The organism is Paraburkholderia sp. SOS3 (assembly GCF_001922345.1).
Classification (GTDB): Bacteria; Pseudomonadota; Gammaproteobacteria; order Burkholderiales; family Burkholderiaceae; genus Paraburkholderia.
This window is the reverse complement of record NZ_CP018811.1, coordinates 1862689-1880480: the sequence shown is the minus strand read 5'-3', so window position 1 is coordinate 1880480 and position 17792 is coordinate 1862689. Positions and strand designations below refer to the sequence as shown.

Here is a 17792-nt window from a genome sequence, read left to right as displayed (position 1 = left end):
GCGCGCCGCGTGAATATGACTACGCGCGCATCGGCATGCCAGGCCATGCCATGCCGCGCCGCCAACCGCGCGCCGCGGCGAATAGAAGCGCGATGGAAGCGGCGGCCGGCAAATCGCTCACGCCACAGCACGGCAGCGTCACGCCAGCCTCGCGCCGTCGTCACGCCGCCCCAACCTTGCCCGTTTCGACCGCATCCTGCAGCGCCGCGCTGCCGCGCGCGAGCACCGGCGCGAGCGCCTGCCCGGTGTGGCTCGCACGCACCTTGACGAGCCCTTCCGGATCGGTCGCCGCGACGATCGTGCCACCGCCGACGCCGCCTTCCGGACCGAGGTCGATGATCCAGTCCGCTTCGGCGATCACGTCGAGATCGTGCTCGATCACGACGACGCTATGACCGCCGTCCGCGAGCCGGTGCAGCACGCGGATCAGCTTCGCGACGTCGGCCATATGCAGGCCGACCGTCGGCTCGTCGAGCACATACAGCGTATGCGGCGCCTTCTGCCCGCGCCGCGTGACGTCGTCGCGCACCTTCGAGAGTTCGGTGACGAGCTTGATACGCTGCGCCTCGCCGCCCGATAGCGTCGGCGACGGCTGGCCGAGCGTCAGATAGCCGAGCCCGACGTCCTTCATCAACTGCAGCGGATGCGCGATGTTCGACATCGATGCGAAGAATTCGACTGCTTCGTCGATCTCCATCGTCAGCACGTCGCCGATGTTCTTGCCGCGCCAGGTCACGGCCAGCGTCTCGGGATTGAAGCGCTGGCCGTGGCAGACGTCGCACGGCACCTTGACGTCGGGCAGGAAGCTCATGCCGATCGTGCGCACGCCCTGCCCTTCGCAGGCCGGGCAACGCCCGTCGCCGGTATTGAACGAAAAGCGCGATGCGGTGTAGCCACGCGCGCGCGCCTCGAGCGTATCGGCAAACAGCCGCCGGATCGTGTCCCACACGCCGATATAGGTGGCCGGGCACGAACGCGGCGTTTTGCCGATCGGCGTCTGATCGACTTCGAGCACACGGTCGATCGCTTCCCAGCCGGTGATCGACTCGCAGCCCTGCCACGCGTGCGCGACGTTCAGCGCAGGACGCGGCGCGCTGCGCGCGAGCACGCTCGAGCGCCGCTTCGTCTGCGGCTCGTCGGCCTGCGCGGCCTTGCGCGCGCGCCGCGTCGCCGGCGACGACAGCACCGAGCGGCCAACCGCGTCGAGCAGATTCGTCATCAGCACGTCGCGCGCGAGCGTCGATTTGCCGGAGCCGCTCACGCCCGTTATCGCGACGAGGCGTCCGAGCGGAATGCCGACGGTCACGCCGCGCAGGTTGTGCAGCTTGCCGCCATGCACGGTGAGCCACTGCTCGGGCACGGCAGCGGTTGCCGCGCGCTTGCCCGATGCTGCAGCCGGCGCGGCCACGGGGCGCCGCACCTGCAACGGATGCGGAATCGGCTGTGCAAGAAACCGGCCGGTCAGCGAATCGGACTGCGCCGACAGATCGCTCACGCCCCCTTGGGCCACCAGCGTACCGCCGCGCTTGCCCGCGCCCGGACCGATATCGATGATGTGATCGGCGCGCCGGATCGTATCTTCGTCGTGTTCGACGACGACGAGCGTATTGCCCTTGTCGCCGAGCTTGCGCAGCGCGTTCAGCAGGATCTGGTTGTCGCGCGGATGCAAGCCGATGGTCGGCTCGTCGAGCACGTAGCAGACACCCTGCAGATTGCTGCCCAGTTGCGCCGCAAGGCGAATGCGCTGTGCTTCGCCGCCCGACAGGCTCGGCGCCGCACGATCGAGGCTCAGGTAGCCCAGCCCGACTTCCTCGAGAAATTGCAGCCGGCTCGCGATCTCGCTCACGACGTCGCGCGCGATCTCCGCCTCGCGGCCCTCGAGCCGCAGCCCGTCGATCCACCTGCGCGTATCCGACACGGTCCATTGCGCGACGTCGACGATCGGCTGCGTGTCGAACGTCACCGCGCGCGCGGTCGGGTTCAGCCGCGTGCCGCGGCAATCCGGGCACGGCTCGTCGCCGACGCCTTCGGGTTCCTGCTCATCGGACGGCAGCGTTTGCTCGCGGCCGCGGTTGTCGTCGACGAGCACCGTGTCGTCGTACGCGGCGCGCTGCTCGCGCGTCAGGGCGAGCCCCGTGCCGACGCAGGTCGTGCACCAGCCATGCTTGCTGTTGTACGAGAACATGCGCGGGTCGAGCTCGGGGTAACTGGTGCCGCACACGGGGCAGGCGCGCCGCGTCGACAGCACCTTGACCTCGCCGATCTTCGCGGTGCCGCCATTGCCGCCTTTGCCGCCCTGGCTCATCGCGCGCTGCAATCCGTCGAGCGGCGCAAGCAGATGCATCACGCCCTTGCCCGCTTCGAGCGTCTGTTCGAGCAGACGCCGCAGTTCCGCTTCGTGATCGGCCGATACGACGAGGTCGCCGACCGGCAGCTCGATCGTATGTTCGCGGAAGCGGTCGAGCTTCGGCCACGGGTCGACCGGCACGAATTCGCCGTCGACGCGCAGATGCGTGTTGCCGCGCGCCTTCGCCCATTTCGCGAGGTCCGTATAGACGCCCTTGCGGTTCACGACGAGCGGCGCCAGCATGCCGACGTGCTGCCCCTTGTGATCGCGCAGCAGCTGCGCGGCGATCGACTCGATGCTTTGCGACGTGACAGGCGTGCCGTCGTGAATGCAATGCTGCAAGCCGAGCTTCACATACAGCAGGCGCAGGAAGTGCCACACCTCCGACGTGGTCGCCACGGTACTCTTGCGGCCGCCGCGCGAGAGCCGTTGCTCGATCGCGACGGTCGGCGGAATGCCGTACACGGCATCGACTTCAGGACGTCCTGCCGGTTGCACGATCGAACGCGCGTACGCGTTCAGCGATTCGAGATAACGGCGCTGACCTTCGTGGAACAGGATGTCGAACGCGAGCGTCGATTTGCCGGAGCCCGACACGCCCGTGATCACGTTGAAGCGCCCGTGCGGAATATCGACGTCGAGCGCCTTCAGGTTGTGCTCGCGCGCGTTGACGATGCGCACGACGTCTTCGCCCTCGACCGCTCGCCGCGCGCGCGCCGCCGCCAGCGTCGCCTGCAGCGGCACGCCCTCGCTTGCCGCTTCGGCCGGCTCGATCGCACGACCCATCGCCTCGTCGTATTGCACGAGCGCAGCGCCCGTATGCGAACCCGCGCATTGCTTGACGTCTTCCGGCGTGCCCGCACACAGCACGAGACCGCCGCCGTCGCCGCCTTCGGGGCCGAGATCGATCAGCCAGTCGGCCGCGCGGATCACATCGAGGTTGTGCTCGATCACGATCAGCGAATGGCCGCCCGCGAGCAGCCTGGCGAACGCGCGCATCAGCTTGGCGATGTCGTCGAAATGCAGGCCCGTGGTCGGTTCGTCGAACATGAAAAGGCGGCTCGCGCGCGCTTCCTTTTTGTTGCGCGCACCGGCCGCCTGCGCGGTTTCCGCGAGAAAGCCCGCGAGCTTCAGGCGCTGCGCTTCGCCGCCCGACAAGGTCGGCACCGGCTGGCCGAGCTTCACGTATTCGAGACCGACGTCGACGATCGGCTGCAACACGCGCAGGACTTCGGCGTCGCCGGCAAAGAACCCGACTGCTTCGTTGACCGTCAGTTCGAGCACGTCGGCCACGCTCAGCGCGCGTGCGCCGCGCTCGATCTTCACTTCGAGAATCTCGGGCCGGTAGCGCCGTCCGTCGCAGTCGGGGCAACGCAAGTAGACGTCGCTGAGGAACTGCATTTCGATATGTTCGAAACCCGAGCCGCCGCAGGTCGGGCATCGGCCGTCGCCCGAGTTGAAGCTGAACACGCCCGCGCCATAGCCGCGCTGCGCCGCGAGCGGCGCCTTCGCGAACAGCTTGCGGATCTCGTCGAACGCGCCGACGTAGCTGGCCGGATTCGAACGCGTGGTCTTGCCGATCGGCGACTGGTCGACGAATACCGCGTCGCTGATACTTTCCACGCCCGACAACGAACGATGCGCGCCCGGCGTTTCGGTCGCCTTGCCGAGATGGCGCGCCAGCGCCGGATACAGCACGTCCTGCACGAGCGTCGACTTGCCGGAGCCGGAGACGCCCGTCACGCAGACGAGCCGCTGCAGCGGTATTTCCACATCGACGTCGCGCAAGTTGTGTTCGCGCGCACCTTCGAGCACGATGCGCGGCGTGCCCGCATCGACGGGCCGGCGCGACCAGTGCGCCGCATCGGCGACGTGCTTGCGGCCGCCGAGATACTCGCCGGTCAGCGTGCCGGCCGAGCGGATGGCCTGCGGCGCGCCGTCGAAAATAATCGAGCCGCCGCGCTCGCCGGGCCCCGGGCCCATGTCGATCAGGCGGTCCGCCGCGAGCATCACCGACGGATCATGCTCGACGACGACGAGCGTATTGCCCGCGTCGCGCAAACGCTGCATCGCTTCGACGATGCGATTAAGGTCGCGCGGATGCAGGCCGATGCTCGGCTCGTCGAGCACGAACAAGGTTTTCGTGAGCGACGTGCCGAGCGCCGTGGTCAGGTTGATGCGCTGCACTTCGCCGCCCGACAGCGTGCGGCTTTGCCGGTCGAGCGTCAGATAGCCGAGGCCGACGTCGCACAGATACTTGAGGCGCGTACGCACTTCGGCGAGCAGCAGCTTCAAGGCGTCGTCGAGCAATGCGCTCGGCAAGGTGATTTCGTCGAAGAAACGGCGGATACGTTCGATCGGCAGCAGCATCAGGTCGTGCACTGTGAGACCCGGCAGCGCCTCGAGCTGCGCGCGCGTCCAGTCGGCGCCGCGCGGCATGAAGCGCCGCGCCGGGTCGAGCACGGCGTCCGCGTTCGGCTTCGTGCCGAGGCGCCACAAAAGCGATTCGAGTTTCAGACGCGCGCCGCCGCAGGTCTCGCACGGCGTGTAGCTGCGGTATTTCGACAGCAGCACGCGAATGTGCATCTTGTACGCCTTCGATTCGAGGTACCCGAAAAAGCGTTTGACGCCGTACCACTGGCGCTGCCACTCGCCGTCCCAGTCCGGCGAGCCGTTGATGACCCAGTCGCGCTCGGCATCGGTCAGTTCGGACCAGCGCGTGTCGCGGCGGATATTCGCCTTCGCCGCGTAGCGCATCAGATCGTCCTGGCACTCTTTCCATGCGGGCGTCTGCATCGGTTTGACCGCACCGCCGCGCAGCGTTTTGCGTTCGTCGGGAATCACGAGGCCGAGATCGACGCCGATCACGCGGCCAAAGCCGCGACAGGTATCGCACGCGCCGTACGCGGAGTTGAACGAGAACAGCGCCGGCTGCGGGTCGGCGTAGCGCAGATCGCTATCGGGGTTGTGCAGGCCCGTGGAGAAGCGCCAGATTTGCGGCGCCGGCGCCGCAGCCGCGTCGCCGTGCGCCTCGTTCGCTTCATTCAGCACATAGACATTGACGCGCCCGCCGCCGCGCTTGAGCGACGCTTCGACTGCCTCGACGACGCGCGCCTTGTCCACCTGATGCAGGCGGAAGCGGTCCGCGACGACGTCGAGCACCTTGCGCGGCCCGGTCGGCGACTCGACCTCGCGCTGCGCCTGCACGCGCGTGTAGCCGCTCGCGGACAGCCACTGCTCGACTTCCGTCTCGCTCGCGCTTTCCGGCAGTTCGACCGGGAACGTGACGACGACGCGCGGATCGCCGCCTGCGGTGCGCGCGGCGAGCTCCGCGTAGATCGTTTCCGGCGTGTCGTGCCGCACCTGCTGCGCCGTCTTGCGGTCGAACAGCTCGGCCGCGCGCGCGTACAGCAGCTTCAGGTGATCGTTCAGCTCGGTCATCGTGCCGACCGTCGAACGCGAACTGCGCACGGGATTGGTCTGATCGATCGCGATGGCCGGCGGCACGCCGTCGACGCGGTCGACCTGCGGCCGGTCCATCCGGTCCAGAAACTGGCGTGCGTAGGCGCTGAAAGTTTCGACGTAGCGGCGCTGGCCTTCGGCGTACAGCGTGTCGAAGACGAGGCTCGACTTGCCCGACCCGGACGGGCCGGTCACTACCGTCATTTCGCCGGTGCGCAGGTCGAGGTCGACGTTTTTGAGGTTGTGCTGGCGGGCTCCGCGGATGCGGATCGTTCCATGAGAGGCCAATTTGCTGTCCGTGAATAGAAGTTCGCGAGTCAGCGTATTGTATATATATACAGTCTTTTGTGTTCGCGGCCGGGAACCGATGCACTAAAAAGCGGAAGATGCCGCACGCGCAGCCAAAGAAAAAACCCGGCGGCAGGCCGGGTTCTGAAGGTCGCTGCCGGCCCGTTGCAAGCCGGATAGCAGCCGGTACCGCCGCCATCTTTACCTTTCGGCAGTCGACGCAGAGTCGACGATGGTCTTCGTTCACCACCCCCCGGTAGTTCACGAAAGCGGTCGCCAAGGGCGGGCATCGCGCCCGCGTCTTGCGCGGCGCGTATCAATGTAGAAGCGAACTCTTAACCGAACCTTAAAGCGCACCCCTGACGATCCCGAATGCAACATGGGTTTTTGCCGCCAGATAATGGGGATTTATCGGACACCGGTCATCGGCAGACGCTTTCGTCGGCGTTTTGCGACGCCGCGGCGATCGCGGCGCGGACCACGCGTGGACGAAGCGCGCAGGAGGCACGGCATGCGCGCGCCTGCCTATCATGATGAGAGGGCGATCCGCCGCACAACCGGCAAAAGGGACCGGAGACCATCCATGCAGAACCCTGCTCTGTTTCACGTCCTGCTTGACCATCTCGAGTCGATCGGCGCGCCGCCGCCCGACATCGAGCGCTACGTCGACCGCTGGCACCGGCTGAGGTCGCACGAAGCGTTTCCGTGCCCGGTCTGTTTTCTGGCGGGAGAAGAGCAGCCGCTCGTCCTGCATGCGGCGCAGGACGAATATATGCCGGTCGAATGTCCGGGTTGCCGGACACGCTTCGAAGTACCGATTGAAGACTAACGATCGCCGGCTGTCATTCGACGTTGTCCGATATATCGGTCATCCGGACCATATGCGGCTTCACGCCGTCGTCTTCCGCGTCGCTCTCAGCGATCGGCGGATGGATCAGCGCTTCGAGCCGCGCCCTCGTTGCGATGAATTCGGCGGAAGTGGACTGCGCAAGCTCGCGCGGCCTCGGCACCGGCACTTCGATCAGTTCCTGCACTTCGCCGGGGTTCGCCTTCAGCACGAGAATGCGGTCCGCGAGAAAGATCGCTTCGTCGAGATCGTGCGTGATGAACAGCACCGTCACGTCGATATTGCGCCAGATGTCGAGCAGATGCGCTTGCATCTTCGCGCGCGTTTGCGCATCGAGCGCGCCGAACGGCTCGTCCATCAGCAGGATGCGCGGCCGGTTCGCGAGTGCGCGCGCAATCGCGACGCGCTGTTTCATGCCGCCCGACAACTGATGCGGATAGACGTCGGCGAATTTCGCGAGGCCGACGAGATCGAGCCACTGCAGTGCCTCGCGCTCGGCCTGGGTACGGCCGAGACCGTTCATCTTCAGGCCGAACATCACGTTCTTCTTGACCGTGAGCCACGGGAACAGCGTGTAGCCCTGAAACACCATCCCGCGGTCGGCACCGGGCCCGTCGACGGGTTTGCCGTCGATCAGCACGTCACCGCTCGTTTGCCGCTCGAGCCCTGCGAGAATGCGGATCAGCGTCGACTTGCCGCAGCCCGACGGCCCGATCACGCAGACGAACTCGCGTCGGTGCGTCTGGAAGCTGATGTCATCGAGCGCGACGTGTTCGCCGTGCGAGGTCGGGAAACACTTGCCGAGATTGCGCACGTCGAGAATCACGTCGCGCGCTTTGAGACGGTCGAAACGCGCGCGCACCGCGTCGGACTGCAACAGATAGGACGGAACCGGTTGCGGATTCAACATGACGAATTCCTGTGGCTAGGCATGGGGACGGACTGCTTGCGAGGCGGATCGAATCGAGCCGTGCGCGCCTGTTCGTGCACGCTCCGGCAGGGCTCGATTCGCGTATTTACGCCTTGAGCGTGCGGTCCCACGGAAACAGTTTGCGGCCGAAATACGCGAGCACGAGATCCGAGCCGAGGCCGATGATGCCGATCATCATGATCGCCGCGTACACGTTGTCGAAGTGTTCGTAGCGCGCCTGCTGCGTGATGTACCACGTGATGCCCGAACTCGTGCCGACGAGTTCCGCGACGATCAGATAGGTCCACGCCCAGCCGAGCAGAATGCGCTGATCGCGATACAGGTCCGGCAGGATGCCCGGAATCACCACATGCGTGAGCAGCTTGAGCTTCTTCGTGCCGAGCGTCATCGCGGCTTCGAAGAGCGCGTAGTCGAGCTTGCGCGTCGTGTTCGCGACGATCAGCACCTGCTGGAAGAACGTGCCGATCACGATGATCGCGATTTTCGGCCCGTCATAGATGCCGAGCACCGCGACCATCAGCGCGCCGAACGCGGGCGCCGGCAGATAGCGGAAGAACTCGATAAACGGCTCCTGCAGCCGCGCGAGCGCGCTATACGTGCCGCACACGATGCCAAGCGGCACGCCGATCGCCGATGAAATCACGAAACCCCAGAAAATCACCTGGATGCTGTGCCACAGGCTTTCATGCAGCCACGGGGCATCGCGCGAGGCGGGCGGCGTCGTAAAGGCCGTATAGAACGCGCGCAGCACCTCATGCGGTGCCGGCAGGTAGACCGGATTCACTGCGATGCCGGTCGGCAGCGCCGCATGTTTCGCGCGCGCGGTTTGCAGTTCGTCGTTGAAGGTCGCCTTGTCGATGCGCATGCCCGGCTGAAAATAATCGACGCTGCCGGGGTTCTCGATCAGCATTTGCGGATGCCAGACGAACGGCACATAGCTGACGATGCACCAGACCAGAAGCGGCAGCACGAACGAGCCGATGCCGAGCGTCCAGCGGCTTTTGGTCGACAGTTCGCGGCGCACCGCGAACCAGTCGGTCCCCGAGCGTGGTCTCGCGCGCGGCCTCGTGAGCGGCGGCGCAACAGAAGTCGCAAGCGGGGTTGCAGCGGCGTTTTCGCCGGCGTTTGCATGGGCGCTTGCAACAGCGCTCGCATTGCCATGCGCGGCAACCTGTGCATCGGCTGTCATCCGATTCTCCTTGCGGTGCTCGATCGTCGAGACGGCGTCGAGCGAGGAAGGACCGCGCGCGTGGCGCGGAACGTGTTCATCGTGCGGCAAGACTTGCGCGGTACGCGCGCCAGCCGCCGAACGCCGTGATGTCATCGGCGCCGTCGAGCGCGCTCGTCTCGCACACGAAGCCTTGCACGGCGCTGCCGTCGGCGAGCGTCAGCGTGCCGATGCCAAGCGGCGCCGGTATGAGCGCGACGAAACTGCCGTACGCGGCAAGCGGCATCTCCCACACCTCGAGCGCGATCGACGCACCATCGTCGCGTACGCGAACGAGACCCGGCTTCGCGACGCCGCCGCTTGCCGCGGCGGGCAGCGCGTAGAGCCGGTAGGTGGGCGCGGTGGCCGTCGCCTCGATCAGGCGCGCGCCGCGTTCGGTCAGTTGCGTATTGAGCGGCTCGCCGCGCAAATGCGCGCCGACCACGGCGACGCGGATCGAGTCGGAAGACGACACCGCGGACGATGCCGGCCGCGGTGTCTCGACTTCTTCGCCGAGCCATGCATAGGCAAGCCGCAGCAACTGCGCGTCCTCGTGCGCACGTCCGACGAACGTCACGCCGAACGGCAACCCGCTGTGTGCGCCGACCGTGCAGACACCGGCCGGCACCGCGAGTGCGGACAGATCGAGCAGATTCACGAAGTTCGTGTAATAGCCGAAGCGCGAATTGACGCGAATCGGGTCCGCTTCGAGTTCGTCGACGGTTGCCGTCGTCGCGGACGTCGGCATGAAGATCGCGTCGATCCGTTGCCATACCGTGTCGGCTCGCAAGCGCAGTTCGGCGAGCCTGTCCTGCGCGGCGAACAGATCCGCGGCGCTCCACTTCGCCGCGCCGCCGACGATCGTGCGAATCACCGGATGCAACGCGTCCGCGTGCTGCTCGAAGAACGGCTTGATGGCGGCAAGCCGCTCGGCGACGAACGGGCCTTCGTAGAGCAGACGCGCGGCGTCGAGAAACGGTTCGAAGTCGATCTCGACGACCTGCGCGCCGGCCTCGCGCAAACGCGCGAGTGCCGCTTCGAACGCGTGCGCATACGACGCGTCGCCGAAGAATTCGAGCTGCGCCGCGCGCGGCACACCGAAGCGCACACCGCGAAGCGTCGTCGTGCCATCGCGCGACGCAGCCGGCTTCGGCGACGGCGGCGTCCACGCACGCGCATACGGGTCGCCATCCGCCGTGCCGCGCGCCACGTCGAATACCTGCTGCGCGTCTTGCGCCGTATGCGCAAAGATCGACACGCAATCGAGCGACTTGCAGGCGGGCACGACACCGAGCGTGCTCAGCACGCCCTTCGTCGGCTTCAAACCGACGAGCCCATGAAACGCCGCCGGCACGCGGCCCGAGCCGGCCGTATCGGTGCCGAGCGAAAACGCCGCGAGCCCGAGCGCCACCGCCACTGCGGAGCCGGAACTCGAACCGCCCGACGCATAGCGCGAATCGAGCGCATTGCGGCAGGCGCCGTGCGGCGAGCGTTGTCCCGACAAACCGGTCGCGAACTGGTCGAGGTTGGTCTTGCCGACCGGAATCGCACCGGCCGCGATCAGCCGCTCGACGACCGCCGCACTCTTGTGCGGCGTGTACGCGAAGGCCGGGCAGCCCGCCGTGGTCGGCACACCGGCCAGATCGATGTTGTCCTTGATGGCGAACGGAATGCCGTACAGCGGCAGCGAAGCCGGATCCTTGTCCGCCAGCGCTTCGGCGTAGCGCATCATTTCGTCGCGCGTGAGCGGGCGGATCCAGACGCGATGCGGATCGTCGCCGGCCGTGCGCGCGGCGATCATATCGACGAGCTGCGCCGGCGTCAGCGTGCGCGCACGATAGCTCGCCTGCAGCGACGCAACGGTCGGCAATGCTTGCGGTACAGCGGATTGCGTGGTTACTTGCACACGACCTCCTCGATAGCATCGGCCGCGACGGCACTCTTTACCGTCATCAGCCGCTGGCCGGCGACAACCGCCGCGCCTTCCGCGCAATCGATCGTCTCGATCACGCCGTCGTCGGACGCTTGCACCGACACTTCCATTTTCATCGACTCCACGATCGCCACGACCTGCCCCGCCGTAACGCGCTCGCCCGCACTGACGAGCAGTTTCCAGACGCTGCCCGACACGTCGGCGACGATGCCGCGCACGCCGTCGGCGAGCACGTCGGCGGCACTCGCCGCGCCGCCCGCTCCGCTTGCACCGTGCCCGCCTTGCGCCTCGCCGCCGCCCGGCTCGCCGACATATTCGGCGGTGCCCGCTGCGCGCCAACGCTCGCGCTCGGCCTCGAAGGCCGCCTGCTGCGAGCTCTTGAAGGCGGCGATCGATTGAGCCTCGTCGCGCAGGAAGCGGTTGTAGGCGCCGAGATCGAACGTGGATTCTTCGATTTTCAGGCTCGCGCGCCCGGCGACGAAATCGGCGCGCAGTTCGGTCAGTTCCGCTTCGCTGACCTCGTAGAAGCGGATCTCGTCGAAGAAGCGCAGCAGCCACGGCTTGCCCGCCGCGAACTCGCGCGTGGTCCGATAGCGGTTCCACATCTGCACGGTGCGCCCGACGAACTGATAGCCGCCCGGGCCTTCCATACCGTACACGCACAGATACGCACCGCCGATACCGACCGCGTTCTCGGGCGTCCACGTGCGCGCGGGGTTGTACTTCGTCGTGACGAGCCGATGGCGCGGATCGAGCGGCGTCGCGACCGGCGCGCCGAGATAGACGTCGCCGAGACCCATCACGAGATAGCGTGCGTCGAACACGATGCGCTTCACGTCGTCGATACTCGCGAGCCCGTTGATGCGGCGAATGAACTCGATATTGCTCGGGCACCACGGCGCATCGGGGCGCACCGACTGCATATAGCGCTCGATCGCGATGCGCGTCGACGGGTCGTCCCACGACAGCGGCAAATGGACGATGCGGTTCGGCACGCGCATGCCGTCGATCGCGGGCAATGCCGATTCGGCGCGCTGCACGTGCTCGAGCAACCGCGCGCGCGACAGCACGCGCGGCTCGAAGTGCACCTGCAGCGAGCGGATGCCCGGCGTCAGATCGACGATACCGGGCAGGCGGTGCTCGTCGAGCCAGTGCATCAACGCATGCACGCGAAAACGCAGGTTCAGGTCGAGCACGAGCGGGCCATATTCGATCAGCAGATTGCGATCGCCCGACTGCCGGTAGACGACGCCGATGCCGTCGCCTGCCGTCGCGTCGCGATGAAGCACGCAGGCGTTATCGTGAACCGCAGCCGTCGAAGCGTGCGATACGTGCGACCCGGGCGATACTTGCGATGCGGGCAATGCGCTCGACTGCTCAGCCGGCGCAAAGCGCACCGTATCGCCGGGCCGCAACTGCCCGAGCTTCCATAACTCGTCGGCAATCACCGTGACCGGGCAAACGAAGCCGCCGAGGCTCGGGCCGTCCGGTCCGAGGATCACCGGCATATCGCCGGTGAAATCGACCGCGCCGATCGCGTAGGCGTTGTCGTGAATGTTCGACGGATGCAGGCCCGCTTCGCCGCCGTCGCGGCGCGCCCATTTCGGCGCGGGACCGATGAGCCGCACGCCCGTGCGGCTCGAGTTGTAGTGCACTGTCCAGCTCGTGCCGTACAGCATCGCGATGTCGTCGGGCGTGAAGAAATCGGGCGCGCCATGCGGACCGTTCAGCACGCGCAGCGTCCAGTCGTGGGTCAGCGCAGGCATCCGTGCGGTGTCGAGTGCCGCACCGTGCTCGCCCTCGCCTGCATCGCTGGCCAGGTGCAGCACGTCGCCCTTGCGCAATGCTCGGCCCGCATGCCCGCCGAACTGGCCGAGCGTGAAGGTCGCCTTGCTGCCGAGATAATCGGGCACCTGCAGCCCGCCTTTGATCGCCAGACACGCACGCACGCCGGCGCCGGTCACGCCGCCGAGCTTCAGCACGGCGCCGGGCGCCGCGCGCAGCACGCGCCAGAACGGCGCCGGCGCGCCGTCGAGCGTCGCGGCAAGCGTCGCGCCGCCGAGTACGAAAAGCGCCGCCGTATTGAAGCGCAGCGTCGCGCCGACCATCGTGAATTCGAGGCCGGCCGCGTCGGGCGCATTGCCGAGCAATTCGTTCGCGAGCGAAAACGACCGGTCGTCCATCGGACCTGACGGCGGCACGCCGATATCCCAGTAGCCGAGCCGGCCCGGCAATTGCTGGACCGTCGTCTGCACGCCGCCGTCGAGCACGTCGATCGTATGCGGGGCGAACATGAAGCGCGACAGGAACGCGGTGGTTTGCGCGCCGCGCGCGAATGTGTCGGAACCGACAACCGCGCGCAGATAGTCGAGGTTCGTCTCGATACCGTAGAGCTGCGTGTTTTCGAGCGCGTCGCGAAGCGCGGCGAGCGCGGCCTCGCGCGTCGCGCCTCTGACGATCAGCTTCGCGAGCAGCGGATCGTAGAACGCGCTGACTTCGGTGCCTGCATCGACCCACGTATCGACGCGCGCGTCTTTCGCAAACTCGACATGGGTCAGCGTCCCCGCACTGGGCTGGAACTGCTTGTGCGGATCCTCTGCATAAAGGCGTACCTGAATGCTCGCGCCGCTCGCAGCGGGCGCAATCGACGCGAGCGCGGGCAATGCGCCCTCGGCCTGACGGATCATCCACTCGACCAGGTCGACACCGGTCACTTCTTCGGTCACGCAATGCTCGACCTGCAGCCGCGTATTGACTTCGAGAAAATAGAAGCGGCGTGCATGCGCGTCGAACACGAACTCGACGGTGCCCGCCGACTCGTAGCTGACCGCTTGCGCGAGCCGCACCGCGCTTTCATGCAGCGTGGCGCGCTCGCCGGCGGCGAGTCCCGGCGCGGGCGTCTCCTCGATTACCTTCTGGTTGCGCCGCTGCACCGAGCAGTCGCGCTCGCCCAGTGCAATCACCTTGCCGCGGCCGTCGCCGAAAATCTGCACTTCGATATGGCGCGCGTGTTCGACGAACTTCTCGACATACACACCCGCATTCGCGAAGTTCGCCTCGCCCAGACGCACCACCGATGCGAACGCCGCTTCGAGCTCCTGCGCGCTGCGGCACAGCGACATGCCGATGCCGCCGCCGCCCGCCGTGCTTTTCAACATCACCGGGTAGCCGATCGAGGCGGCTTCGGCGAGCGCCGTGGCGACATCGGGCAGCAGGCCGGTGCCCGGCAGCAGCGCCACGTCGTTCGATCGCGCGAGTTCGCGTGCCGTATGCTTGAGACCGAATGCGCGCATCTGTTCCGCGCGCGGACCGATAAAGCGGATGCCCGCGTCCTCGCACGCCTGCGCAAACGCGGCGTTTTCGGACAGGAATCCGTAGCCCGGATGCACCGCTTGCGCGCCCGTTGCGCGTGCCGCGTCGAGTATCGCGTCCACATTCAGATAACTGGCGGCCGCCGCGGCCGGCCCGATGCAGACCGCTTCGTCGGCCAGCATCACATGCATCGCGTGGCGGTCCGCTTCCGAGTACACGGCGACCGACGCGATATTCAGACGCCTGAGCGTGCGAATCACGCGGCACGCGATTTCGCCGCGATTCGCGACGAGCACCTTCGAGAAGCGCAACGCCTCACTCATTGCGCCTCCCAGATCGAGAGCCTCACGGGCGTCGGGTTATAGCCGTTGCACGGGTTGTTCAATTGCGGACAGTTCGAGATCAGCACCGTCACGTCCATCTCCGCACGCATTTCGACATATTTGCCGGGCGCCGAAATACCGTCTTCGAAGGTCAGTTGCCCAAGCGGCGTGACCGGCACGTTCATGAAGAAGTTGATGTTGCCGACGATGTCGCGCTTCGTCAGATGCGCGCCGGCGCCGCACGTGCAATGCGTGATCGCATGCAGGAAGGTGTCGCGGCAGTTGTGCATATGGCGCTTGTCGAGCGCATAGCGCACGGTGTTGCTTTCGGCCGCGCATGCGCCGCCGAGCGTATCGTGCCGGCCGCAAGTGTCGGCGACGATCGTCAGCATCGGGTTGCCGAGGTTCGACATCAGCACGCTGCCCGCGCCGAGATAAAGGTTCAGCTGCTTGCGTATCGTGTCCTGCGCGCTGTAGCGTTCGAGCGGATCGGCGCTGCTGTAGAACAGCGTATCGACGGCCTGATTGCCTTCGAGGTCGAGAATCCGGAAGATCTGCCCGCGCTTCACTTCGTGCAGCCACGGCTCGCCGGCCGGCAGCGTGAAATCGTAGAGCGCGTCGCGCGTATCGAGTGTGCTTTCGATGATGTTCATGGCGGCGCTCCTTATACGAAAAGTCGTTCGGTGTTGGTAAAGCCCCGCTCGTTTTCCGCGCAGTGCGCGCGGCACGCGTCGTCGGACGGCACGACGGCATCGCCCGGATACGCGCGGTAGGCGATCAGCTTCACCGCTTTGGGCCGATACTCGGGCGCCGGATCGAGCGGATGCGGCGCGCTCGAAAACGCAACCAGTGTGTTCATTTCGAAACGCAGATCGACCGCATCGCCGGCGCGCGAATGATTCGCGACGAAACTCAGGGAGCCGTCGTCGCCAGTCGCGAGCTTGCTGAAGAAATTGACGTTCGCGACGAGGTCGCGTGTGCCGAGCCCGTACTTCGCAAGTTCGAGCAGCAGGCTGTCGCGACCGTTGCGGATCATCGCGTTGCGATGCTGCTGGTAGCGCGCGACACCGTATTTCTGCGCGAACAGGCGGGCGTCGCCCACGCCGCCGATCGGATCGTGCCAGCCGAGCGTATCGGCGGTGATCGATGCGAGCACGCGGCCCATATCGGAATACAGCACGTGGCCGCGCGTCAGGTGCGCCGTGTGTTGCGCCTTCAGCGTATCGGCCATGTTGTAGCGCTCGAGCGGATCTTCCTGACGATGGAACACGGCCGCGAGATTCGCGCCGCCTTCGGTGTCGACGATGCGCAGCGCGAGGCCGCGGCGCAGGACGCCGGACCAGTGCGTGCCGGCAGGGATCACGGTTTCCCACAGCGGATGCGGGACCGGTGCGAGGTCGACGGGGGGATTCGACGGCATGGAGGCTCCTTTGAAGCGAGAGGGATAGGCGTGAGAGGAGCGACGAACGACATCGCGACCTCCCGGGCTTTTGTCCCTCCGTGGAGCCTCGCCGGCGCCTTCGTACAAGGTGGGCGGCAAGACCGGATTGCTCTCGGACCAGGCATCGTGCGGCGCGTGCCGCATGACCGGAACCCTAGCGATCCTGAAGATGATGCAAATTGCTTCGCACCTCTCGCCGTGCGTTTAAGCGAGTACCGTGCCAACGGCTGACCTGGCTGTCGTGAAATGAGCACGCGCATGATCGCGACGGTATCGGGCCGCTGCGCGCGTGCGTGGCCCCCTTGTGTTCCCGACAGTGCGCGACAGTGCGCGATGGCGCACGGCTCGCCCTGACGCGGGGCGCTCGCGCACCAATCAAAAGCTCGTGCGCGCCATCTTCGGGCGCGCGTGGTCCGCGCGTCGCAGCAGGTCATTGACGCATCGTTACTCGACGCGGGCTTTAGCGCAGCTCGGAAAATGGCATAGCCGTTGCTCTAACGAAGACACACGCCCACTTCCACCCGCCCGCCATGCCGCTTCTGATTTCCGTTCGCCGCGCCCTCTATACGCTCTTTTCGGTGCGCTTCATCGAGATGCAAAAGAAACGCGCGACGCCGCGGTAAGCACCCGCGCGCTGCGTCGCTACTGCGCCGCCGCTACAGTGCCGCATTACGCGCTTCCTGTCCGAAGCTCGACAATTTCATGGAACCGTCGGGCAATGTCAGTTCGCCGCGCTCGACACGCTGCTTCAGATACGTGAAGCTCTGCGCGGTCTGTGCAAACAGATGGTCGCCTGCCGCCAGAGGCGGATACTTCGCGCGCACGTCCGAGGTAGCGAACTGCGGCAGCGGCGCAACCACGGTATGGTAGTCGCAGGCGAAAAACAGCGGAAACGAGTAGCGCTCCTGGGTCACCTTGCGCACGCGGTGCGAGGTTGCGACGTACGTGCCACCGGTCCATACCTCGAGCATGTCGCCGATGTTGACGATAAACGCGTCTTCGATCGGCGGCGCGTCGATCCACCGGCCGTCGCCGTTCATGACCTCGAGGCCCGGCGCGGTCGGCAGCAGGATCGTGAAGCATTCGTAGTCGGTATGCGCGCCGATGCCGGGCGCGTCCTCGGCCGACGCGTCGAACGGGTAATGAACGAGCCGCAACTGGCTCGGCGGCTTGTGCAGATACGCGTCGAAGTGCGTCTGCGGCAAGCCGAGCGCGAGCGCGAAGCCGCGAAAAATACGTCGCCCCAGATCGAAAGCCGCATCGTAGTACCCGCTGATCGCTTCGCGAAAGCCCGCTTGATCGGGCCACACGTTCGGACCGAGCATCGGCGTGCCGGACTTCACGTCGGGGTCGTCGAGCGGAAGATCGCGGCCCGTGTCGAACGCTTCTTTCCTGTCGCGCTTGCCTCCGGCAAACACCTCCTCGCCCTCGGGCACGTAACCGCGATGCGCGCTCGACTGACCGATGTAGTAGCGCATCTTCCACGCGTGCGGCGCCGCGAAGAAACGCTGCGCGTGTTCGACGAGCGCGGTCTGCAACGCGCGGCCGACCCGATGGTTCGTCACGTAGAAGAAGCCCGCGTCGCGGGCCGCGCGATCGAGCGAGCGGGCCGTGGCAAGCCGCTCGCCCTCGTCCTCGCTATACAGACCGCCGACGTCGACTATCGGCAAGACGCCGAAACCGGTATGGGTGCGCGTCATC

General features: G+C 66.4%; 9 protein-coding genes and 1 riboswitch. Of the genes, 1 reads left to right on the top strand and 8 read right to left on the bottom strand.

All coding sequences use genetic code 11. The features are described 5' to 3' along the window. Positions 1-160: 160 nt before the first annotated feature. The gene (uvrA, locus tag BTO02_RS08600) at positions 161-6097 is read right to left on the bottom strand and encodes an excinuclease ABC subunit UvrA (RefSeq protein ID WP_075156678.1); all 5937 of its coding nucleotides are present in this window, start codon (positions 6095-6097) and stop codon (positions 161-163) included. A 583-nt stretch (positions 6098-6680) separates the two neighbouring features. On the opposite strand from uvrA, the gene BTO02_RS08595 reads away from it, so the two are divergent. Next, the gene (locus BTO02_RS08595) at positions 6681-6926 is read left to right on the top strand and encodes a hypothetical protein (protein WP_075156677.1); all 246 of its coding nucleotides are present in this window, start codon (positions 6681-6683) and stop codon (positions 6924-6926) included. Between the two features lie 13 nt (positions 6927-6939). On the opposite strand, the gene BTO02_RS08590 is transcribed toward BTO02_RS08595, so the two are convergent. The 7 genes from BTO02_RS08590 to BTO02_RS08560 all read right to left on the bottom strand — a co-directional run bounded on the left by BTO02_RS08590 (position 6940) and on the right by BTO02_RS08560 (position 17791). Then, positions 6940-7854: an ABC transporter ATP-binding protein gene (locus tag BTO02_RS08590; RefSeq protein ID WP_075156676.1), complete on the bottom strand. Its 915-nt coding sequence runs from the start codon at positions 7852-7854 to the stop codon at positions 6940-6942. A 106-nt stretch (positions 7855-7960) separates the two neighbouring features. Further along, positions 7961-9064 carry an ABC transporter permease gene (locus BTO02_RS08585; RefSeq protein ID WP_083615226.1) on the bottom strand — a complete coding sequence of 368 codons (1104 nt, stop codon included), beginning with the start codon at positions 9062-9064 and terminating at the stop codon, positions 7961-7963. Positions 9065-9140: 76 nt separating this feature from the next. Next, a complete protein-coding gene (gene atzF / locus BTO02_RS08580; RefSeq protein ID WP_075156675.1) occupies positions 9141-10988 on the bottom strand; it encodes an allophanate hydrolase in 1848 nt (615 codons plus the stop codon). After that, positions 10979-14638 carry an urea carboxylase gene (gene uca / locus BTO02_RS08575; protein WP_075158714.1) on the bottom strand — a complete coding sequence of 1220 codons (3660 nt, stop codon included), beginning with the start codon at positions 14636-14638 and terminating at the stop codon, positions 10979-10981. Before uca ends, atzF begins: the two co-directional genes overlap by 10 nt. 8 nt (positions 14639-14646) lie before the next feature. After that, complete coding sequence (locus BTO02_RS08570) at positions 14647-15303, bottom strand: urea amidolyase associated protein UAAP2 (protein WP_075156674.1); 657 nt, start codon at positions 15301-15303, stop codon at positions 14647-14649. Positions 15304-15314: 11 nt separating this feature from the next. Beyond that, the gene (locus tag BTO02_RS08565; RefSeq protein WP_075156673.1) at positions 15315-16070 is read right to left on the bottom strand and encodes an urea amidolyase associated protein UAAP1; all 756 of its coding nucleotides are present in this window, start codon (positions 16068-16070) and stop codon (positions 15315-15317) included. A 57-nt stretch (positions 16071-16127) separates the two neighbouring features. Further along, positions 16128-16260: riboswitch (guanidine-I (ykkC/yxkD leader) on the bottom strand. Positions 16261-16747: 487 nt separating this feature from the next. Next, the gene (locus tag BTO02_RS08560; RefSeq protein ID WP_075158713.1) at positions 16748-17791 is read right to left on the bottom strand and encodes an isopenicillin N synthase family dioxygenase; all 1044 of its coding nucleotides are present in this window, start codon (positions 17789-17791) and stop codon (positions 16748-16750) included. Between the last annotated feature and the right edge of the window lies 1 nt (position 17792).